Consider the following 12946-nt stretch of genomic DNA (forward strand, 5'->3'; position numbering starts at 1 on the left):
CGATTCAGTCCAGAACCTGGCGGTACGTCTTCGTCGGGATCTCGCAGCTGCAGGGCTCGCACTGCACGGCGACGTCGTGCACGTCCTCGGAGTGCCAGACGGCGTTGACCGCGTGCTCTCCGCAGACCGGGTATGGCCGCGCGTGCACGTCGCGCAGTCGGCGGGGTGCGCGCGGGAACTTGCCTCGCAGGGGCCGGAAGATCTCGTGCAGGTCGTCGACGAAGGCGGTGCCGGCGTCGGTGGCGAGCATCGCCTCCCAGCCGATCAGGCGCCAGGTGCCGAGGATCTGCGCCAACTGCCCGGCGCCTGCAGGTGTGGCCTCGACCCGGAACCCCTGCGCCTCATCGCCGCGCTTCCACACGACGACGATTGTGGCCGGCGGGTCGACCTGCAGCGCGGCCGACCAGTACGTCACCCACTGGATAAGGCGGGCATACGCGTCGTCGATGTCGTCGATCGCGTCAGCTCGGAAAGGGAGCGGTGCTTCCTTCGACGCAGCCCGGGGCATCTTGTCGCTCATCGTGCCGAGCGACGGGATCGCGAGAGAACGGACGTAGGCGATGAGCCCTGCGGCGTCGTTGAGGACGCGACGGGCGCGCACGGCGGCGAGGGCCCGACTCGTGTCGTCGTCGACCTCGATGGTGGTGGTGTGCCATTTCGTCCTCCTTGCTCAGAACGGGGTCTCGTCGTCGAACGATCCGCTCGGCTGCGTCCACCCGGAGGACTGCGGCTGCTCGCCCAGCGGCACCCACGAATCGCCCCCACCCTGCCGCTGGCCGCCACCTCGCTGACCACCGGATCCAGACGCCGCCCGGGTGACCTGCGCGGCCGCGTACCGAAGTGACGGGCCGATCTCGTCGATCTCAAGCTTGATGCTCGTGCGCTGCTGCCCCTCTCGGTCCTGGTAGCTCCGCTGTCGGAGGCGACCCTGCGCGATGACACGGCTGCCCTTCGTCAGGGATCCGGCCACGTGCTCGGCGAGATCACGCCAGACGGACGTCCGGAGGAACAGCCCGCCGCCGTCCTTGAACTCGTTCGCCTGCCGGTCGAACGTCCGCGGCGTCGACGCGATCGTGAAGTTCGCCACCGCCAGCCCGTTCTGCCTGCACCGGAACTCGGGGTCTGCGGTTAGGTTCCCCACCACGGTGATCACGGTCTCGCCGGCCATCAGTTCCACGTTCCTGCCGCCGTGGCGGCCATCGTGGCGCCGGACCACTCGATGGCCCGGTCGATTGCCTTGTCGATGTCATTGCGAAGCTGCCGTGCTTCCGCAACTTCGAGTTGCACCTGCCCGGTGCCGGCGGCGATGCTCACGCTGCCGAAGTCGTCCGACCAGACGTCGGCGAGCGTCTCGGTCTTCGTCCTCGTGACCGCCATCACCTGGCCTCCTCGTACGGTGCTCGCAGGTACCCGAGCAGCTCGAGCACGGCCGCGTTAGACCACGCCGACTCGGTGAACTCGTTGCCAGCCCGCGTGAGGTCGATGCGGGTGACGATCTCGTTGAGCACCACCGCGGCGTCGTGCCGGTGCTGCCTCAGGCGATCGATGATCGCGACCCCGTCGGGGAAGTACCGGTAGACCGTCCCGATCGAGCAGCCCGCGATCCGGGCAACGTCGGCCGTCGTGAACTTGTCGATCCCGATCGTGGCGATCGCCGTCTCCGCCGCTTGCTCGATGCCAGTCAGTCGCGCCGCCGAGCGGGCCTGCACGGGCGTGTTCGTCGAAAGCCACCGCTCCGTACGGCGCCACACGTACGCGTCGTGGCTCATCCAGGACAGTGTGCCGCTCGAGGAAGTCGGCCGTCTCCTCGGCCACGTGTCGCCGCTCACCACGCGTTGGTACGCCCACCTCGCCGAGACGCCCAGCGACTCTGTACTCAGCGCCCTCAGCCGTCCGGAGCGGTGGGCAGACGGGGGCAAGACGTCGCTCCGGTCGACTCCAATGTGCTCCAGTTCCGACCCCGCCGAACCGGCTGACTCACCACACGGCGGCTGGGACGCACGCCGTTCGACTCCGATCCACGCAAAAGCCCCCCAATCCGCCTTGGCGCACTGTCAATCCGAGGGTCGTGGGTTCGAGCCCAACGGGGCCCACCGTCTCCTGCACGCCGGCTTTTCATCCGAGGGTCGTGGGTTCGAGCCCCACGGGGCCCACCTCAGCTGCTGTTCCGATCCCGTTGTCTAAGATGTGGCGGATGGCACGACGACTCCTCCCCGGCATCGCGCTCGGAGCTATGGCTCTCGGCGTGAGCGGGCTGCTCGTCATCCTGCCGACCGTGTCGAGTGCCTGCCAGCCCGTCACGACGTCGTCGAGCGTCTCCTCCGCCGAGGTCACCGACGCGATCGCCCCCGGCTCGCGTGTGCTCATCGTCGGCGACTCGTACACCTCCGGCCGCGGTTCGACCAGCGGCATCGACGGGTGGGCGCAGGACCTCGCGGCCGACCGGGACTGGAAGGCCACCATCGACGGCTACCCAGGGACGGGCTACGTCGACACCGGCCGCACCGGCTCCTCGCACTACACGTTCGGCCCGCGCCTCGAACGGCACGCCGCGACCGTCGATCCCGAGCTCGTCATCGTGCAGGGCAGCCAAAACGACTGGCTCGTCGACGCGTCGGTCCTGCAGGCCCGCGTCGAGAAGACCCTCCGCGACGCCGAACAAACCTGGCCGGACGCTGTCGTCGTCGCGCTCGGACCGTCGGCGCCGCTGCCGTGGGCGAAGTCGACCGTCGGGGTCGCCGCCTCGGTCTCCGCGGGGGCGGCGGCAGCGGGCGTGCCGTACATCGACGCGCTCGCCGGGCAGTGGTTCACCGCGGCGAACAGCCCGGGCTACGCGGCGATCGACGGCGGACACCTCAACGACGCCGGCTACCAGTACCTGGCCGACCGGGTCTCGGACTCCCTCGACGCCCTCGCTGCGTCCGACGACGAACGCTGCGCCTGACCAAATGCCGGGGTACAAGTCGTCCCCAGCTGGCTCATGGCAGATCCCCTGCACACATCAGCCTGCGCACAGCCGGCTGTTGGGCTGCCGCCGATAGTGTCGTTCCCGGATCCGATCACCGGATCCTGCAGCACCGCACCACCACGAACGAACGGGGTACACCGTGATCGAGCCCATCGAAGCCACGCAGACCAGCAGCACCGGGGACGCGCGCCGCATCGTCGAGCTCGCCGCAGCGACCAACACGACGATGAGCAACGAGCTCCTGCTCGACACGCTCCGTCGCAACGCGCAGGTCACGACCCGGCACATCCGCAAGGACTTCATCGAGGTCGCGACGGCCACCGCGGTGCTCGGCTACGTGTGCCGACAGCGCAAGGACTTCATCGCCCTGCGCGGAGACGATCCGGCCTGGGCGCACGAGGTCGGCCGCTACGCCAGCGAGTCGCTCGCGGTCGAGGCACTCCGCATGCGCCGCGGCTGACCCGCAGCTCCCCACCACGTACTGAGAGGGCCCCGCCGGACATCCGGCGGGGCCTTCTCAGTGCACGAAGGCGATCAGGACCAGACGCGGCGGATGCCCCAGGAACCCGTCCAGGTCTCGTCGGGCTCGAGCCAGCGCAGGCCCTCGCCGGAGTTCAGTGCGTTGGCCGGAGCGGTCATCGGCTCGACCGCCACCGCGAGGCCCTTGCCGTCGCCGCGGGGGTACTCGCGCGAGGTGAACACCTGCACGTACGGGAACGAGGCGTCCTGCCAGAGCTGCACCCCGTCACCCTCGGGGCCGTGCAGCGTCGTGTGGCGGACCCCGTCGGCATCCGGGGTGATGTCCGAGTACGCGGTGTCGAGGTCCGCGTCACCGGCACGCTGTCCCCGGCGCAGGTCGAACGGCGTGCCCTCCACCGACACGGACCCGTTCGGCACCTTCTGGTCGTCGACGGTGAAGGCGGTGGCGGCGTCGAGCGTGACGACGAGGTCGTCGGCCGGGGTGTCGCCGGCACGCAGGTACGGGTGCGCCCCCACCGCGAACGGTGCGCGGACGCCGGAACGGTTCGTGATCTCGTGCGTCACCCGGATGCCGTCGTCCACGAGTTCGTGGTGCACGCGGGTCTCGAGGGTGAACGGCCAGCCGTGCTGCGGGTGGATCGTGGCCTCCTGCACGATCCCGGTCTCGGTCTGCGACACCACGCGGTACGGCGCGAAGCGGAGCAGGCCGTGCGATGCGTTGCCGTACTTCGGCTCCGAGATGTCCAGCTGCTGCCGCTTGCCGTCGAGCTCCCAGACCCCTCCGGCGACGCGGTTCGGCCACGGCACGAGCACGATGCCGTTGGCGCCGGGCGGCTGCTCGGTGACGGGGAACGGCTCGGTCAGGTCGAAGCCGGCGACGCGGAGCTCTCGGATGCCGGCGGCGACCTCGGTCACGACGGCCTCGACGACGCCGTCCGGTCCGGCGTGGTGCAGGCGGTACTGGCCACCGGTGGGTGCTGCGGTCATGGGGTGTGGTTCCTTCCGGGTGTGTCCTCGCCGTCCGCGACGACGACCTCGACGCCGGCCGCCCGGATCGTGGCGACCGCGTCGGCTTCGACCTCGGCGGTGACGACGACGTCGATGTCCTCGAGCGCACGGACGACCCCGATGTGGGCCCGGCCGAACTTCGACCCGTCCGCGACGACGACGGTACGCCGAGCGGTGGCCGCGAGCATCCGCTTCGCCTCGGTCTCGGGCAGGTTGACGTTGGTCAGACCGTGCGCGACGTCGACGCCGGTGCCACCGAGGAACACGACGTCAGCGGCGATCATCGGCAGCAGCGTGTTGTTGAACGGCGCGACGAGCGAGTGCTGCAGCGGCCGGAGCGTGCCGCCGGTGACGATCACGGTGAACCGCGGCACGGCGCGCTCGAGGGTCAGGGCAGTGGTCAGCGAGTTCGTGACGACCGTGACGTCGACCAGCTCCGTGCGGGCGACGAGCGCCTCGGCGACGGCGGCCGGGGTGGTGCCGACGTCGAGCACGACGCATTCGCCGGACCGCACGAGCGCAGCGGCCGCACGGCCGATGGCGGCCTTGGCCACCTGGTGCTCGACGGCGGTCTCCTCGAAGGGGCGCTCGGTGGACCCGGCCCCGAGGCGGACCGCGCCCCCGTGCACCCGACGGATCCGGGCCTCCTGGTCGAGGACCGCGAGGTCCTGCCGGACCGTCACCTCACTCGTGCCGAGCGACGCGGCCAGCGCGGCGGTCCGGACCATGCCGGGTGCGCCCTCGACGATCGAGACGATGCGGTCCTGCCGGAGGGGTGCTGGCAGCGATCCGGCCAGGAAGGAGAGGTCGTCGTCGGTCACGGGTCCAGTTTCGCTTGCTTCCGAAGACTTTCGCAATGCTTCGGATCGGCGCTAGGCTGTCCCGGTGATCACCAAGCGCGCGACGAAGCTCGCGGACGGCCGCGACCTGTTCTACTTCGACGACTCGGACAGCACCCTGCCCGCTGAGCGTGCCATCGACGAGCGTGCGCTCGACCCTCGGCCGGAGACCGCGCGGATGCGCCAGGACGTCCTGACCGGCGAGTGGGTCTCCATCGCCGCGAGCCGTCAGAACCGCGCGTTCCTGCCGCCGGCCGACCAGGACCCGCTCGCGCCGCAGACACCGCAGAACCCGTCCGAGATCCCGAGCACGTACGACGTCGCCGTGTTCGAGAACCGGTCGCCGTCGTTCGGTCCGCTGCTCGAGGCCGATGACGCCCCGTCCTCGCTGCAGTCCCTGTCCGACGTCGGCCTGAACCGGCAGCTCCGGTCCGTCGGCCGGTGCGAGGTCGTGTGCTTCTCCCCCGCGACCGAGGGGTCCTTCGCGTCGATCTCCGAGTCACGCGCACGCACGGTGGTCGAGGCCTGGGCGGACCGTACCGCCGCGCTCTCCGCCGTGCCCGGCATCCAGCAGGTGTTCCCGTTCGAGAACCGCGGTGAGGCGATCGGCGTCACGCTGCACCACCCGCACGGGCAGATCTACTCGTACCCGTACATCACGCCCCGCACGCAGCGCCTGCTCGACTCCATCGAGCGCTTCGGGCCGGACCTGTTCGAGCAGCACCTCGCGAACGAGCGCGCCTCGGACCGGGTCGTGCTGCAGGGCGAGCACTTCACCGCCTTCGTGCCGTTCGCCGCGCGGTGGCCCATCGAGATCCACATGCTGCCGCACCGCCACGTCCCCGACTTCGCCGGCCTGACCGAGGCCGAGAAGGACGAGCTGGCCCACATGCACCTGCGCCTGACGCGGGGCATCGACAAGCTCTACGACGACCCGACCCCGTACATCGCCGCGTGGCACCAGGCACCGGTGCACGTCGGGCGGGACACCGTGCGGCTCATGCTGCAGATCACCTCGCCGCGTCGAGCGGCGGACAAGTTGAAGTTCCTGGCCGGCAGTGAAGCCGCCATGGGCGCTTGGATCGGGGACCTGGTCCCAGAGAAGGCGGCCGAGTTCATCCGACAAGGAGTCGAGCGAGCATGACGTTCCAGCAGGCCTACGGGTACGAGCCGACCGTGCGGTACTCCGCCCCGGGGCGCGTCAACCTGATCGGTGAGCACACCGACTACAACGACGGGTACGTCCTGCCGTTCGCGATCGACCGCCGCACCACCGCGTCGATCGCTCCGCGGCCGGACCGTCTGCTGCGTGTCTCGTCCGCGTTCGACGCCGGCACCGTGCTCGAGCTGTCGCTCGACGACCTCGACCCGTCGAACATGACCGGCTGGTCGGCGTACGTCTTCGGCATCGCCTGGGCACTTCGCGAGCAGGCCGGCGCGGACCTGTCCGACAAGACCGGGTTCGACGTCTTCATCGAGTCCGACGTCCCCGTCGGGGCCGGCCTGTCGTCCAGCGCCGCGATCGAGTGCGGCGTCGCGCTCGCCTTCAACGACCTGTGGAAGCTCGGGCTCGACCGCAAGACCCTCGCCCGCGTGGGGCAGTACTCCGAGAACCACGCCGTCGGCGCACCGACGGGCATCATGGACCAGTCCGCGTCACTGCTCGGCGAGCAGGACGCCGTCGTGTTCCTCGACTGCCGCACGCTCGACACCGCCGTGGTCGACCTGGCGCTCGAGGCGAACGGGCTCGAGGTCCTGGTCATCGACACCCGGGTCGAGCACGCGCACGCCACCGGCGGGTACGCGGCTCGTCGTGCCTCGTGCGAGAAGGGTGCGCAGGTGCTCGGTGTCGAGGCCCTGCGCGACGTGAGCATCGACGACCTGCCCCGTGCGCAGGAACTGCTCGACGACGAGACCTTCCGCCGCGTGCGCCACGTCGTGACCGAGGACCAGCGCGTCCTCGACACCGTCCGGACGCTGCGCGAACAGGGGCCGCGCGCGATCGGTTCGCTGCTCGTCGCGTCGCACGAGTCGATGCGCGACGACTTCGAGATCTCCGTGCCGGAACTCGACCTGGCCGTCGCGACCGCGGTCGAGCACGGTGCCGTCGGTGCGCGGATGACGGGTGGTGGGTTCGGTGGCGCTGCGATCGCGCTCGTCGACCAGGAGTCGCGCGGTGCGATCGCCGACGCAGTCGCCGCTGCCTTCGCCGCCGCCGGGTACCGCGAGCCGAACGTCTTCACGGTGCACGCCGCGCAGGGCGCCCGCCGCGACTGAGTCCCTCGCCGCGACTCGGGCGTCAGCGGGTCATGTGACCCGTGGTGACCGTGACGCCACCCCACGGGAAGCCCTGGGGATGCAGCACCTCGTGCTGGAGCTGGTCCGTCACGACGTGGCCCTGCCACACGCTGTAGACCAGGAACCCGGCGATGATGCACACCGGAACCGCCAGGTACGCCGAGTACCGCACGATGTCGCCGAGGGTTCGGTGCCCGTACCGCGCGAGCGTCGGCGGCAGGACGATCCCGACGACCACGACGAGCAGCAGTGCCGCGAGGGCGGCTGGCGCGACGTGCGCTTCGACCTGCACCGTGATCGGGGCGGTCTCCAGGACCTTGCCGCCGTTGTCGATCCAGTTGTCGTCGGCGTCGACCCCGCCGTAGCCCGTCGACGTGCTCCAGAGCACCAGGTTCGGTGACAGCACCAGTGCGACGACCCCGATGAGCGCCAGGCCCCACGCACGCGGACGAAGCTGCTTGCCGGTGGCCGCCATCACGGGCGCGGTCTGGACGTTCTCCCCCATGCGGTGACCGTAGCACTGGGGCAGGCTCCGCACCCGTCCCCAGTACGCGCGGGGCGGGGGCGAGCCGTGCCTCCCGGCCGCCCGTGGACGCGACCGCCCCGCCAAAGCGACAGATTCCCGCGAACAGTTCGCGGGAATCTGTCGCTTCTGCGGCACAGACCGCGGCACAGACCGCGGCACAGAGCGCGGCCCGGCGCGACCCGCGCCCTACTTCAGGTGGCGCTCCGCGGCCTCGACCACGTTCTTCATGAGCATCGCGCGGGTCATCGGGCCGACGCCGCCGGGCACCGGCGACATGAAGCCCGCGACGGACGCGACGGCGGGGTCGACGTCGCCGTGCAGCTTGGCCTTCCCCGTCTCGTCGTTCACCACGCGGGTGATGCCCACGTCGATGACGGCCGCACCGGGCTGCACCCAGTCCGGCTTGACGAGCCCGGCGACCCCGGCGGCCGCGACGACGATGTCGGCGCGACGGCACTCCGCGGCGACGTCGGCCGTCAGGGAGTGGGTCAGGGTGGCGGTGGCCTCGAGGCGGGTGAGCAGCAGACCGAGCGGCCGGCCGACCGTCAGCCCCTGCCCGATGATCGTGACGTGCGCGCCCCGGATCGGGATGTCGTACGCCTCGAGCATCGCGACGATGCCCCGCGGCGTGCAGGGCAGGGGCGCGTCGATCGTGCCGGCACCACCGGGCACGGCGAGCACGAGCTCACCGAGGTTCGTCGGGTGCAGGCCGTCGGCGTCCTTCGACGGGTCCATCAGCTCGAGCATCGGCGTCGGGTCGATGCCCTCCGGCAGCGGCAGCTGCACGATGAACGCGGTGACCCGGGGGTCGTCGTTCATCTGCAGGATCGCCGCTCGGATGTCCGCAGCGCTCGCGGACGACGGCAGGTCGATGCGGTGCGAGTCGAGCCCGATCTGCGCCGAGTCACGGTGCTTGCCTGCGACGTACGACATCGAACCGGGGTTCGACCCGACCAGGATCGTGCCGAGCCCCGGACGGATGCCGTGCTCGTGCAGCCGGTCGATGCGGACCCGCAGTTCCTCGAGGGTCCGGGCGGCGAGGGCGGTGCCGTCGATGCGGACGGCAGTGCCCTCCCCCGCCCATCGTTCGACGGGCAGGGAGGTCAGGGCGTCGCTCACGCGTAGAGGGGGAACGCGTCGGTCAGGGTCTTCACCCGGGCCGAGAGCGCTGCGATGTCCGGGTTCGGCATGAGGGTCAGCGCGATGATGTCCGCGACCTCGGTGAACTCGGCGTCGCCGAAGCCACGCGTGGCGAGCGCCGACGTGCCGATGCGGACACCCGAGGTGACCATCGGCGGACGCGGGTCGAACGGCACGGAGTTGCGGTTCACGGTGATGCCGACCTCGTGCAGCAGGTCTTCGGCCTGCTTGCCGTCGACCTCGGACGTGCGCAGGTCGACGAGCACCAGGTGCACGTCGGTGCCACCGGTGAGGACGTCGATGCCGGCCGCGCGGGCGTCCGGCTGCGTGAGCCGATCCGCGAGCAAGCGGGCGCCGCGGATGGTGCGCTCTTGGCGGGCCTTGAACTCGGGGGTGCCGGCGAGCAGGAACGCGGTGGCCTTGGCGGCGATCACGTGCATGAGCGGGCCGCCCTGCTGGCCCGGGAAGACCGCGGAGTTCAGCTTCTTGAACAGCGTCTCGTCGTTGGACAGGATGATGCCCGAGCGGGGGCCGCCGAGGGTCTTGTGCACCGTCGACGAGACGACGTGGGCGTGCGGGACCGGGGACGGGTGCAGACCGGCGGCGACGAGGCCGGCGAAGTGCGCCATGTCGACCCAGAGCTTCGCGCCGACCTCGTCCGCGATCTCGCGGAACTTCGCGAAGTCGAGCTGACGCGGGTAGGCGGACCAGCCGGCGATGAGGACCTTCGGCTGGTGCTCGATGGCCTTCGCGCGGATGTCGTCGTAGTCGACCTCGAACGTCTCGGGGTCGACGCCGTACGCCACGGCGTTGTAGATGCGGCCGGAGAAGTTGAGCTTCATGCCGTGGGTCAGGTGACCGCCGTGCGCGAGCTCGAGGCCGAGGATCGTGTCGCCGGCGCTGGCGATCGCGTGCAGGACCGCGGCGTTGGCCGTGGCGCCCGAGTGCGGCTGGACGTTCGCGTAGGACGCCCCGAAGAGCGCCTTGGCACGGTCGATGGCGAGCTGCTCGGCGACGTCGACGTACTCGCAGCCGCCGTAGTAGCGCTTGCCGGGGTAGCCCTCGGCGTACTTGTTGGTGAGGACGGAGCCCTGGGACTCGAGCACGGCGCGCGGCACGAAGTTCTCGGACGCGATCATCTCGAGGGTGTCGCGCTGACGGCCGAGCTCCTGCTGCAGGACGGCGGCGATCTCGGGGTCGACCTCGGTGAGCGGCGCGTTGAAGGCTGCGCGGTCGGTGTCGACGGAGCCGTCGACGGCGGACAGATCGGTGATGGACACGGTTCTCCTACGTGGGTTGGCGACGACCGGTGGGTCGCGCACGGACGATCGGTCGGTGCAGCCCAGGCGTACGGCCGCGCACCGTGTCAGGTGTCGCTCCCCGATGGTGACCCATCCAACGCCAGTCGCGACCTCACGATCGTACCGAGCCGCCCGCCCTGTGTCACCCTGGATGCATGACGCTGACCTCGCCCGACGTGGACGAACGGACCACCCCGGACGAACGCACCAGTGCCCGCGCGGACACCCCGTGGGTCACCGTCGTGTGGGACGACCCGGTGAACCTGATGTCCTACGTCACCTACGTCTTCCAGCGGCACTTCGGCTTCGGACGCGAGCAGGCGGAGCGGCTCATGCACCAGGTGGACACCGAGGGGCGGGCCATCGTGGCGACGGGGCCGCGCGAGGCGATGGAGGCCCACGTCCAGTCGATGCACGGCTACGGCCTGCAGGCGACCGTCGACAAGGCCCCCGAAGCGTGATCCCCTTCGTCCGCCGCTCCGACGGCGTCCACCTCGGCATGTCCTCCGGCGAGCGCGGGCTGCTCACGTCCCTGACCGAGCAGCTGCGCCAGGTGCTCGACGGCGATCTGTCGGTGGACCCGGTCACCGAGCGGATGTTCCCGGACGCCTACCCGGACGACGACGACGCCAGTGCGGAGTTCCGGAGGTACACGCAGTCCGACCTGCTGGCGCAGAAGACCACGAACGCGACGACCGTGCACGAGTGGCTGACGGGCACCCGCGACGGCGCCCTCGCCCCCGAGGACGAGCAGGCCTGGCTCCGCACCCTGACCGACCTGCGGCTGACGATCGCCGACCGTCTCGGGATCGTCGACGCCGACGACGAGGAGCGTTCGGTCGAGGCCGACGCGGGCGTCGGCCTGCGCGACGTCTACGACTGGCTCGGGTACGTGCAGGAGCACCTGATCACGACGATGACCGACCCGCGGTGACGGTCGCCTTCCGCGCTGCCGCCGAGGACGACCGGGAGGCCCTGCTCGCGTTCTCGACGTCGGAACCGGTCGCGTGGATCGGTCCGGACCGGTACCGCGCCGAGTCCGGCACGGACAACTACCGCCCGGAGTGGTCGTGGCTGGCCGTGCGCGACGGCCGTCCGGTGGCGCGGGCACTCTGGTGGGGCGGCACGGACGCCGCGGCGCCGTCGACCCTCGACGACCTGCTGGTGGCTCCCGACGTGACGGACGACGACCGTGTGACGATCGCCGCCGGGCTGATCACGGCGGGGACCGCTGCGTTCGGGGTGGTCCCGGAGTGGATCGTCGACGTCGCGGTGGACTGGCACGACGATCCCGCAGCCGTCGCCGCGGTGTCGTGGCGCACGGCGGCCGCTCGGTCGGCGGGACTCGGACGGTCGACGGAGCGGGTGAGTGTGGCGTGGACGCCGGAACGGGCGGGGGCTCCGGTGCCGATGCCGTCGCAGACACCGGAACTGCGGTTCCGCGCCGGTGACGACGACGAGTTCGCGGACCTCTTCGCCCGCGTCGCGGTGGGGAGCCTCGACGCCCACACAATGGCATCGGTGGACGAACTCGGCCCGCGGGGCGCTGCCGCCGACGACCTCGAGTTCTACCGCTCGCTGCCGGGGTCGCGCGACGGCTGGCGGATCGCGCTCGATCCCGACGGCCCGGTGGTCGGGTTCGTCCTGGCGACGCGGACGGCGTACGACGCGGCGATCAGCTTCATCGGGGTGCTGCCGCAGCACCGTGGCCGCGGTGTGGTCGACGGCCTGCTCGCCGAGGGACTGCGCGTGCACGCCGAGGCCGGCGAGCCGAAGGTGGTCGGCACGACGGACGCGGCGAACACCCCGATGCGCCGGGCGTTCGAACGGGCCGGTTTCGTGGTGACGAAGCGCCGGATCGTGTTCGAGCGCTGAGCCCGGTCCGACGCAGCGCGCCCGGAACTCACAAGGGAGCCTTGCAAGTTCCGCTGTCGAAGTAGTACCGTGCCGGTATGGAATCACCCGATCCGACCGTGCTCGCCGGTGACCTGCTGACGCTGTACGGCCGGATCCGGCGCACGCTGCTGACCGGCAAGGCCGACGACGTCACGGCGTCCCAGACGGCCGCGCTCGGACGCCTGCTCCGGTACGGCGAGACCACGGTCGCCGAGCTCGCCCGCGCCGAGGGCGTCCGGCCGCAGTCGATGGGCGCGACCGTCCAGGCGCTCGAGGACCTCGGCCTCGTCGAACGGCGTCCAGACCCCGCCGACGGCCGCCGCGCGCTCGTCCGCGCGACCGACCAGGGGGCCCGCGCCCGCGAGGACGCCTGGACCACCCGCACCCGCGTCCTGACCGATCGGCTCGCCGCGCTGCCCGACGCCGACCGCGACACCGTCGCCCGAGCGATCGCGATCCTCACGCCGCTCACCGAACGCTGACCCCGGAA

General features: G+C 71.1%; 18 protein-coding genes and 1 riboswitch. Of the genes, 9 read left to right on the top strand and 9 right to left on the bottom strand.

Translation table 11 applies throughout. The features are described from left to right. Window positions 1-4 precede the first annotated feature (4 nt). The 4 genes from ACGH48_RS16825 to ACGH48_RS16840 all read right to left on the bottom strand — a co-directional run bounded on the left by ACGH48_RS16825 (window position 5) and on the right by ACGH48_RS16840 (window position 1769). Window positions 5-601: a hypothetical protein gene (locus tag ACGH48_RS16825; protein ID WP_396289419.1), complete on the bottom strand. Its 597-nt coding sequence runs from the start codon at window positions 599-601 to the stop codon at window positions 5-7. Window positions 602-670: 69 nt separating this feature from the next. After that, on the bottom strand, window positions 671-1168 hold the full coding sequence (locus ACGH48_RS16830) for a single-stranded DNA-binding protein (protein WP_396289420.1): 498 nt from the start codon (window positions 1166-1168) through the stop codon (window positions 671-673). Beyond that, entirely contained in the window at window positions 1168-1380 is a 213-nt protein-coding gene (locus ACGH48_RS16835) for a hypothetical protein (protein WP_396289421.1), read from the bottom strand. The genes ACGH48_RS16830 and ACGH48_RS16835 overlap by 1 nt, the downstream gene beginning before the upstream one ends. Next, window positions 1377-1769 (bottom strand): TetR/AcrR family transcriptional regulator, encoded by a 393-nt coding sequence (locus ACGH48_RS16840; RefSeq protein ID WP_396289422.1) that lies wholly within the window; start codon window positions 1767-1769, stop codon window positions 1377-1379. The genes ACGH48_RS16835 and ACGH48_RS16840 overlap by 4 nt, the downstream gene beginning before the upstream one ends. Between ACGH48_RS16840 and ACGH48_RS16845 the strand changes: the two genes are divergently transcribed. The 3 genes from ACGH48_RS16845 to ACGH48_RS16855 all read left to right on the top strand — a co-directional run bounded on the left by ACGH48_RS16845 (window position 1675) and on the right by ACGH48_RS16855 (window position 3428). Next, complete coding sequence (locus tag ACGH48_RS16845) at window positions 1675-2184, top strand: tyrosine-type recombinase/integrase (protein ID WP_396289423.1); 510 nt, start codon at window positions 1675-1677, stop codon at window positions 2182-2184. The genes ACGH48_RS16840 and ACGH48_RS16845 overlap by 95 nt on opposite strands. Before the next feature lie 10 nt (window positions 2185-2194). Continuing rightward, window positions 2195-2944 (top strand): SGNH/GDSL hydrolase family protein, encoded by a 750-nt coding sequence (locus tag ACGH48_RS16850; protein ID WP_181437523.1) that lies wholly within the window; start codon window positions 2195-2197, stop codon window positions 2942-2944. A gap of 163 nt (window positions 2945-3107) precedes the next feature. After that, window positions 3108-3428 (top strand): hypothetical protein, encoded by a 321-nt coding sequence (locus ACGH48_RS16855; protein WP_111085292.1) that lies wholly within the window; start codon window positions 3108-3110, stop codon window positions 3426-3428. A 74-nt stretch (window positions 3429-3502) separates the two neighbouring features. Here the strand turns inward: ACGH48_RS16855 and ACGH48_RS16860 are convergent, their stop codons facing one another. Beyond that, a complete protein-coding gene (locus ACGH48_RS16860; protein WP_396289424.1) occupies window positions 3503-4435 on the bottom strand; it encodes an aldose 1-epimerase family protein in 933 nt (310 codons plus the stop codon). Further along, entirely contained in the window at window positions 4432-5277 is an 846-nt protein-coding gene (locus ACGH48_RS16865; RefSeq protein WP_185021296.1) for a DeoR/GlpR family DNA-binding transcription regulator, read from the bottom strand. Before ACGH48_RS16865 ends, ACGH48_RS16860 begins: the two co-directional genes overlap by 4 nt. A 64-nt stretch (window positions 5278-5341) precedes the next feature. Here ACGH48_RS16865 and galT point away from each other — a divergent pair, with 64 nt between their 5' ends. Both galT and galK read left to right on the top strand, forming a co-directional pair. Further along, window positions 5342-6439 carry a galactose-1-phosphate uridylyltransferase gene (gene galT, locus ACGH48_RS16870; RefSeq protein ID WP_396289427.1) on the top strand — a complete coding sequence of 366 codons (1098 nt, stop codon included), beginning with the start codon at window positions 5342-5344 and terminating at the stop codon, window positions 6437-6439. Then, window positions 6436-7572, top strand: a complete 1137-nt coding sequence (galK, locus tag ACGH48_RS16875) for a galactokinase (RefSeq protein ID WP_396289429.1) — start codon at window positions 6436-6438, stop codon at window positions 7570-7572. Before galT ends, galK begins: the two co-directional genes overlap by 4 nt. A 22-nt stretch (window positions 7573-7594) precedes the next feature. Here galK and ACGH48_RS16880 read toward each other — a convergent pair whose 3' ends face one another. The 3 genes from ACGH48_RS16880 to glyA all read right to left on the bottom strand — a co-directional run bounded on the left by ACGH48_RS16880 (window position 7595) and on the right by glyA (window position 10539). After that, window positions 7595-8098 carry a hypothetical protein gene (locus tag ACGH48_RS16880; RefSeq protein ID WP_123311927.1) on the bottom strand — a complete coding sequence of 168 codons (504 nt, stop codon included), beginning with the start codon at window positions 8096-8098 and terminating at the stop codon, window positions 7595-7597. A 207-nt stretch (window positions 8099-8305) separates the two neighbouring features. After that, window positions 8306-9238: a tetrahydrofolate dehydrogenase/cyclohydrolase catalytic domain-containing protein gene (locus ACGH48_RS16885; RefSeq protein ID WP_396289430.1), complete on the bottom strand. Its 933-nt coding sequence runs from the start codon at window positions 9236-9238 to the stop codon at window positions 8306-8308. After that, the gene (glyA, locus tag ACGH48_RS16890; RefSeq protein WP_396289431.1) at window positions 9235-10539 is read right to left on the bottom strand and encodes a serine hydroxymethyltransferase; all 1305 of its coding nucleotides are present in this window, start codon (window positions 10537-10539) and stop codon (window positions 9235-9237) included. Before glyA ends, ACGH48_RS16885 begins: the two co-directional genes overlap by 4 nt. A gap of 53 nt (window positions 10540-10592) precedes the next feature. Further along, a riboswitch (ZMP/ZTP riboswitch) is annotated at window positions 10593-10678 on the bottom strand. Window positions 10679-10715: 37 nt separating this feature from the next. Here glyA and clpS point away from each other — a divergent pair. The 4 genes from clpS (at window position 10716) to ACGH48_RS16910 (ending at window position 12938) form a co-directional block, all read left to right on the top strand. Further along, on the top strand, window positions 10716-11021 hold the full coding sequence (clpS, locus tag ACGH48_RS16895; RefSeq protein WP_185020990.1) for an ATP-dependent Clp protease adapter ClpS: 306 nt from the start codon (window positions 10716-10718) through the stop codon (window positions 11019-11021). Then, window positions 11018-11494: a DUF2017 family protein gene (locus ACGH48_RS16900; protein WP_396289432.1), complete on the top strand. Its 477-nt coding sequence runs from the start codon at window positions 11018-11020 to the stop codon at window positions 11492-11494. Before clpS ends, ACGH48_RS16900 begins: the two co-directional genes overlap by 4 nt. Further along, window positions 11491-12435 (top strand): GNAT family N-acetyltransferase, encoded by a 945-nt coding sequence (locus ACGH48_RS16905; RefSeq protein ID WP_396289433.1) that lies wholly within the window; start codon window positions 11491-11493, stop codon window positions 12433-12435. The genes ACGH48_RS16900 and ACGH48_RS16905 overlap by 4 nt, the downstream gene beginning before the upstream one ends. A 77-nt stretch (window positions 12436-12512) precedes the next feature. Beyond that, window positions 12513-12938, top strand: a complete 426-nt coding sequence (locus ACGH48_RS16910; RefSeq protein ID WP_396289434.1) for a MarR family winged helix-turn-helix transcriptional regulator — start codon at window positions 12513-12515, stop codon at window positions 12936-12938. The last annotated feature ends 8 nt before the right edge of the window (window positions 12939-12946 follow it).

It is taken from the genome of Curtobacterium pomorum, assembly GCF_044497295.1.
Lineage (GTDB): Bacteria > Actinomycetota > Actinomycetes > Actinomycetales > Microbacteriaceae > Curtobacterium.

Excerpts from the sequence above, each read along its gene's own strand:
- ACGH48_RS16830 (WP_396289420.1), bottom strand. The coding sequence starts at position 1,168 with ATGGCCGGCGAGACCGTGATCACCGTGGTGGGGAACCTAACCGCAGAC.
- ACGH48_RS16845 (WP_396289423.1), top strand. The coding sequence starts at position 1,675 with ATGCCAGTCAGTCGCGCCGCCGAGCGGGCCTGCACGGGCGTGTTCGTC.
- ACGH48_RS16840 (WP_396289422.1), bottom strand. The coding sequence starts at position 1,769 with ATGAGCCACGACGCGTACGTGTGGCGCCGTACGGAGCGGTGGCTTTCG.
- ACGH48_RS16850 (WP_181437523.1), top strand. The coding sequence starts at position 2,195 with ATGGCACGACGACTCCTCCCCGGCATCGCGCTCGGAGCTATGGCTCTC.
- ACGH48_RS16860 (WP_396289424.1), bottom strand. The coding sequence starts at position 4,435 with ATGACCGCAGCACCCACCGGTGGCCAGTACCGCCTGCACCACGCCGGA.
- galK (WP_396289429.1), top strand. The coding sequence starts at position 6,436 with ATGACGTTCCAGCAGGCCTACGGGTACGAGCCGACCGTGCGGTACTCC.
- ACGH48_RS16880 (WP_123311927.1), bottom strand. The coding sequence starts at position 8,098 with ATGGGGGAGAACGTCCAGACCGCGCCCGTGATGGCGGCCACCGGCAAG.
- clpS (WP_185020990.1), top strand. The coding sequence starts at position 10,716 with ATGACGCTGACCTCGCCCGACGTGGACGAACGGACCACCCCGGACGAA.
- ACGH48_RS16910 (WP_396289434.1), top strand. The coding sequence starts at position 12,513 with ATGGAATCACCCGATCCGACCGTGCTCGCCGGTGACCTGCTGACGCTG.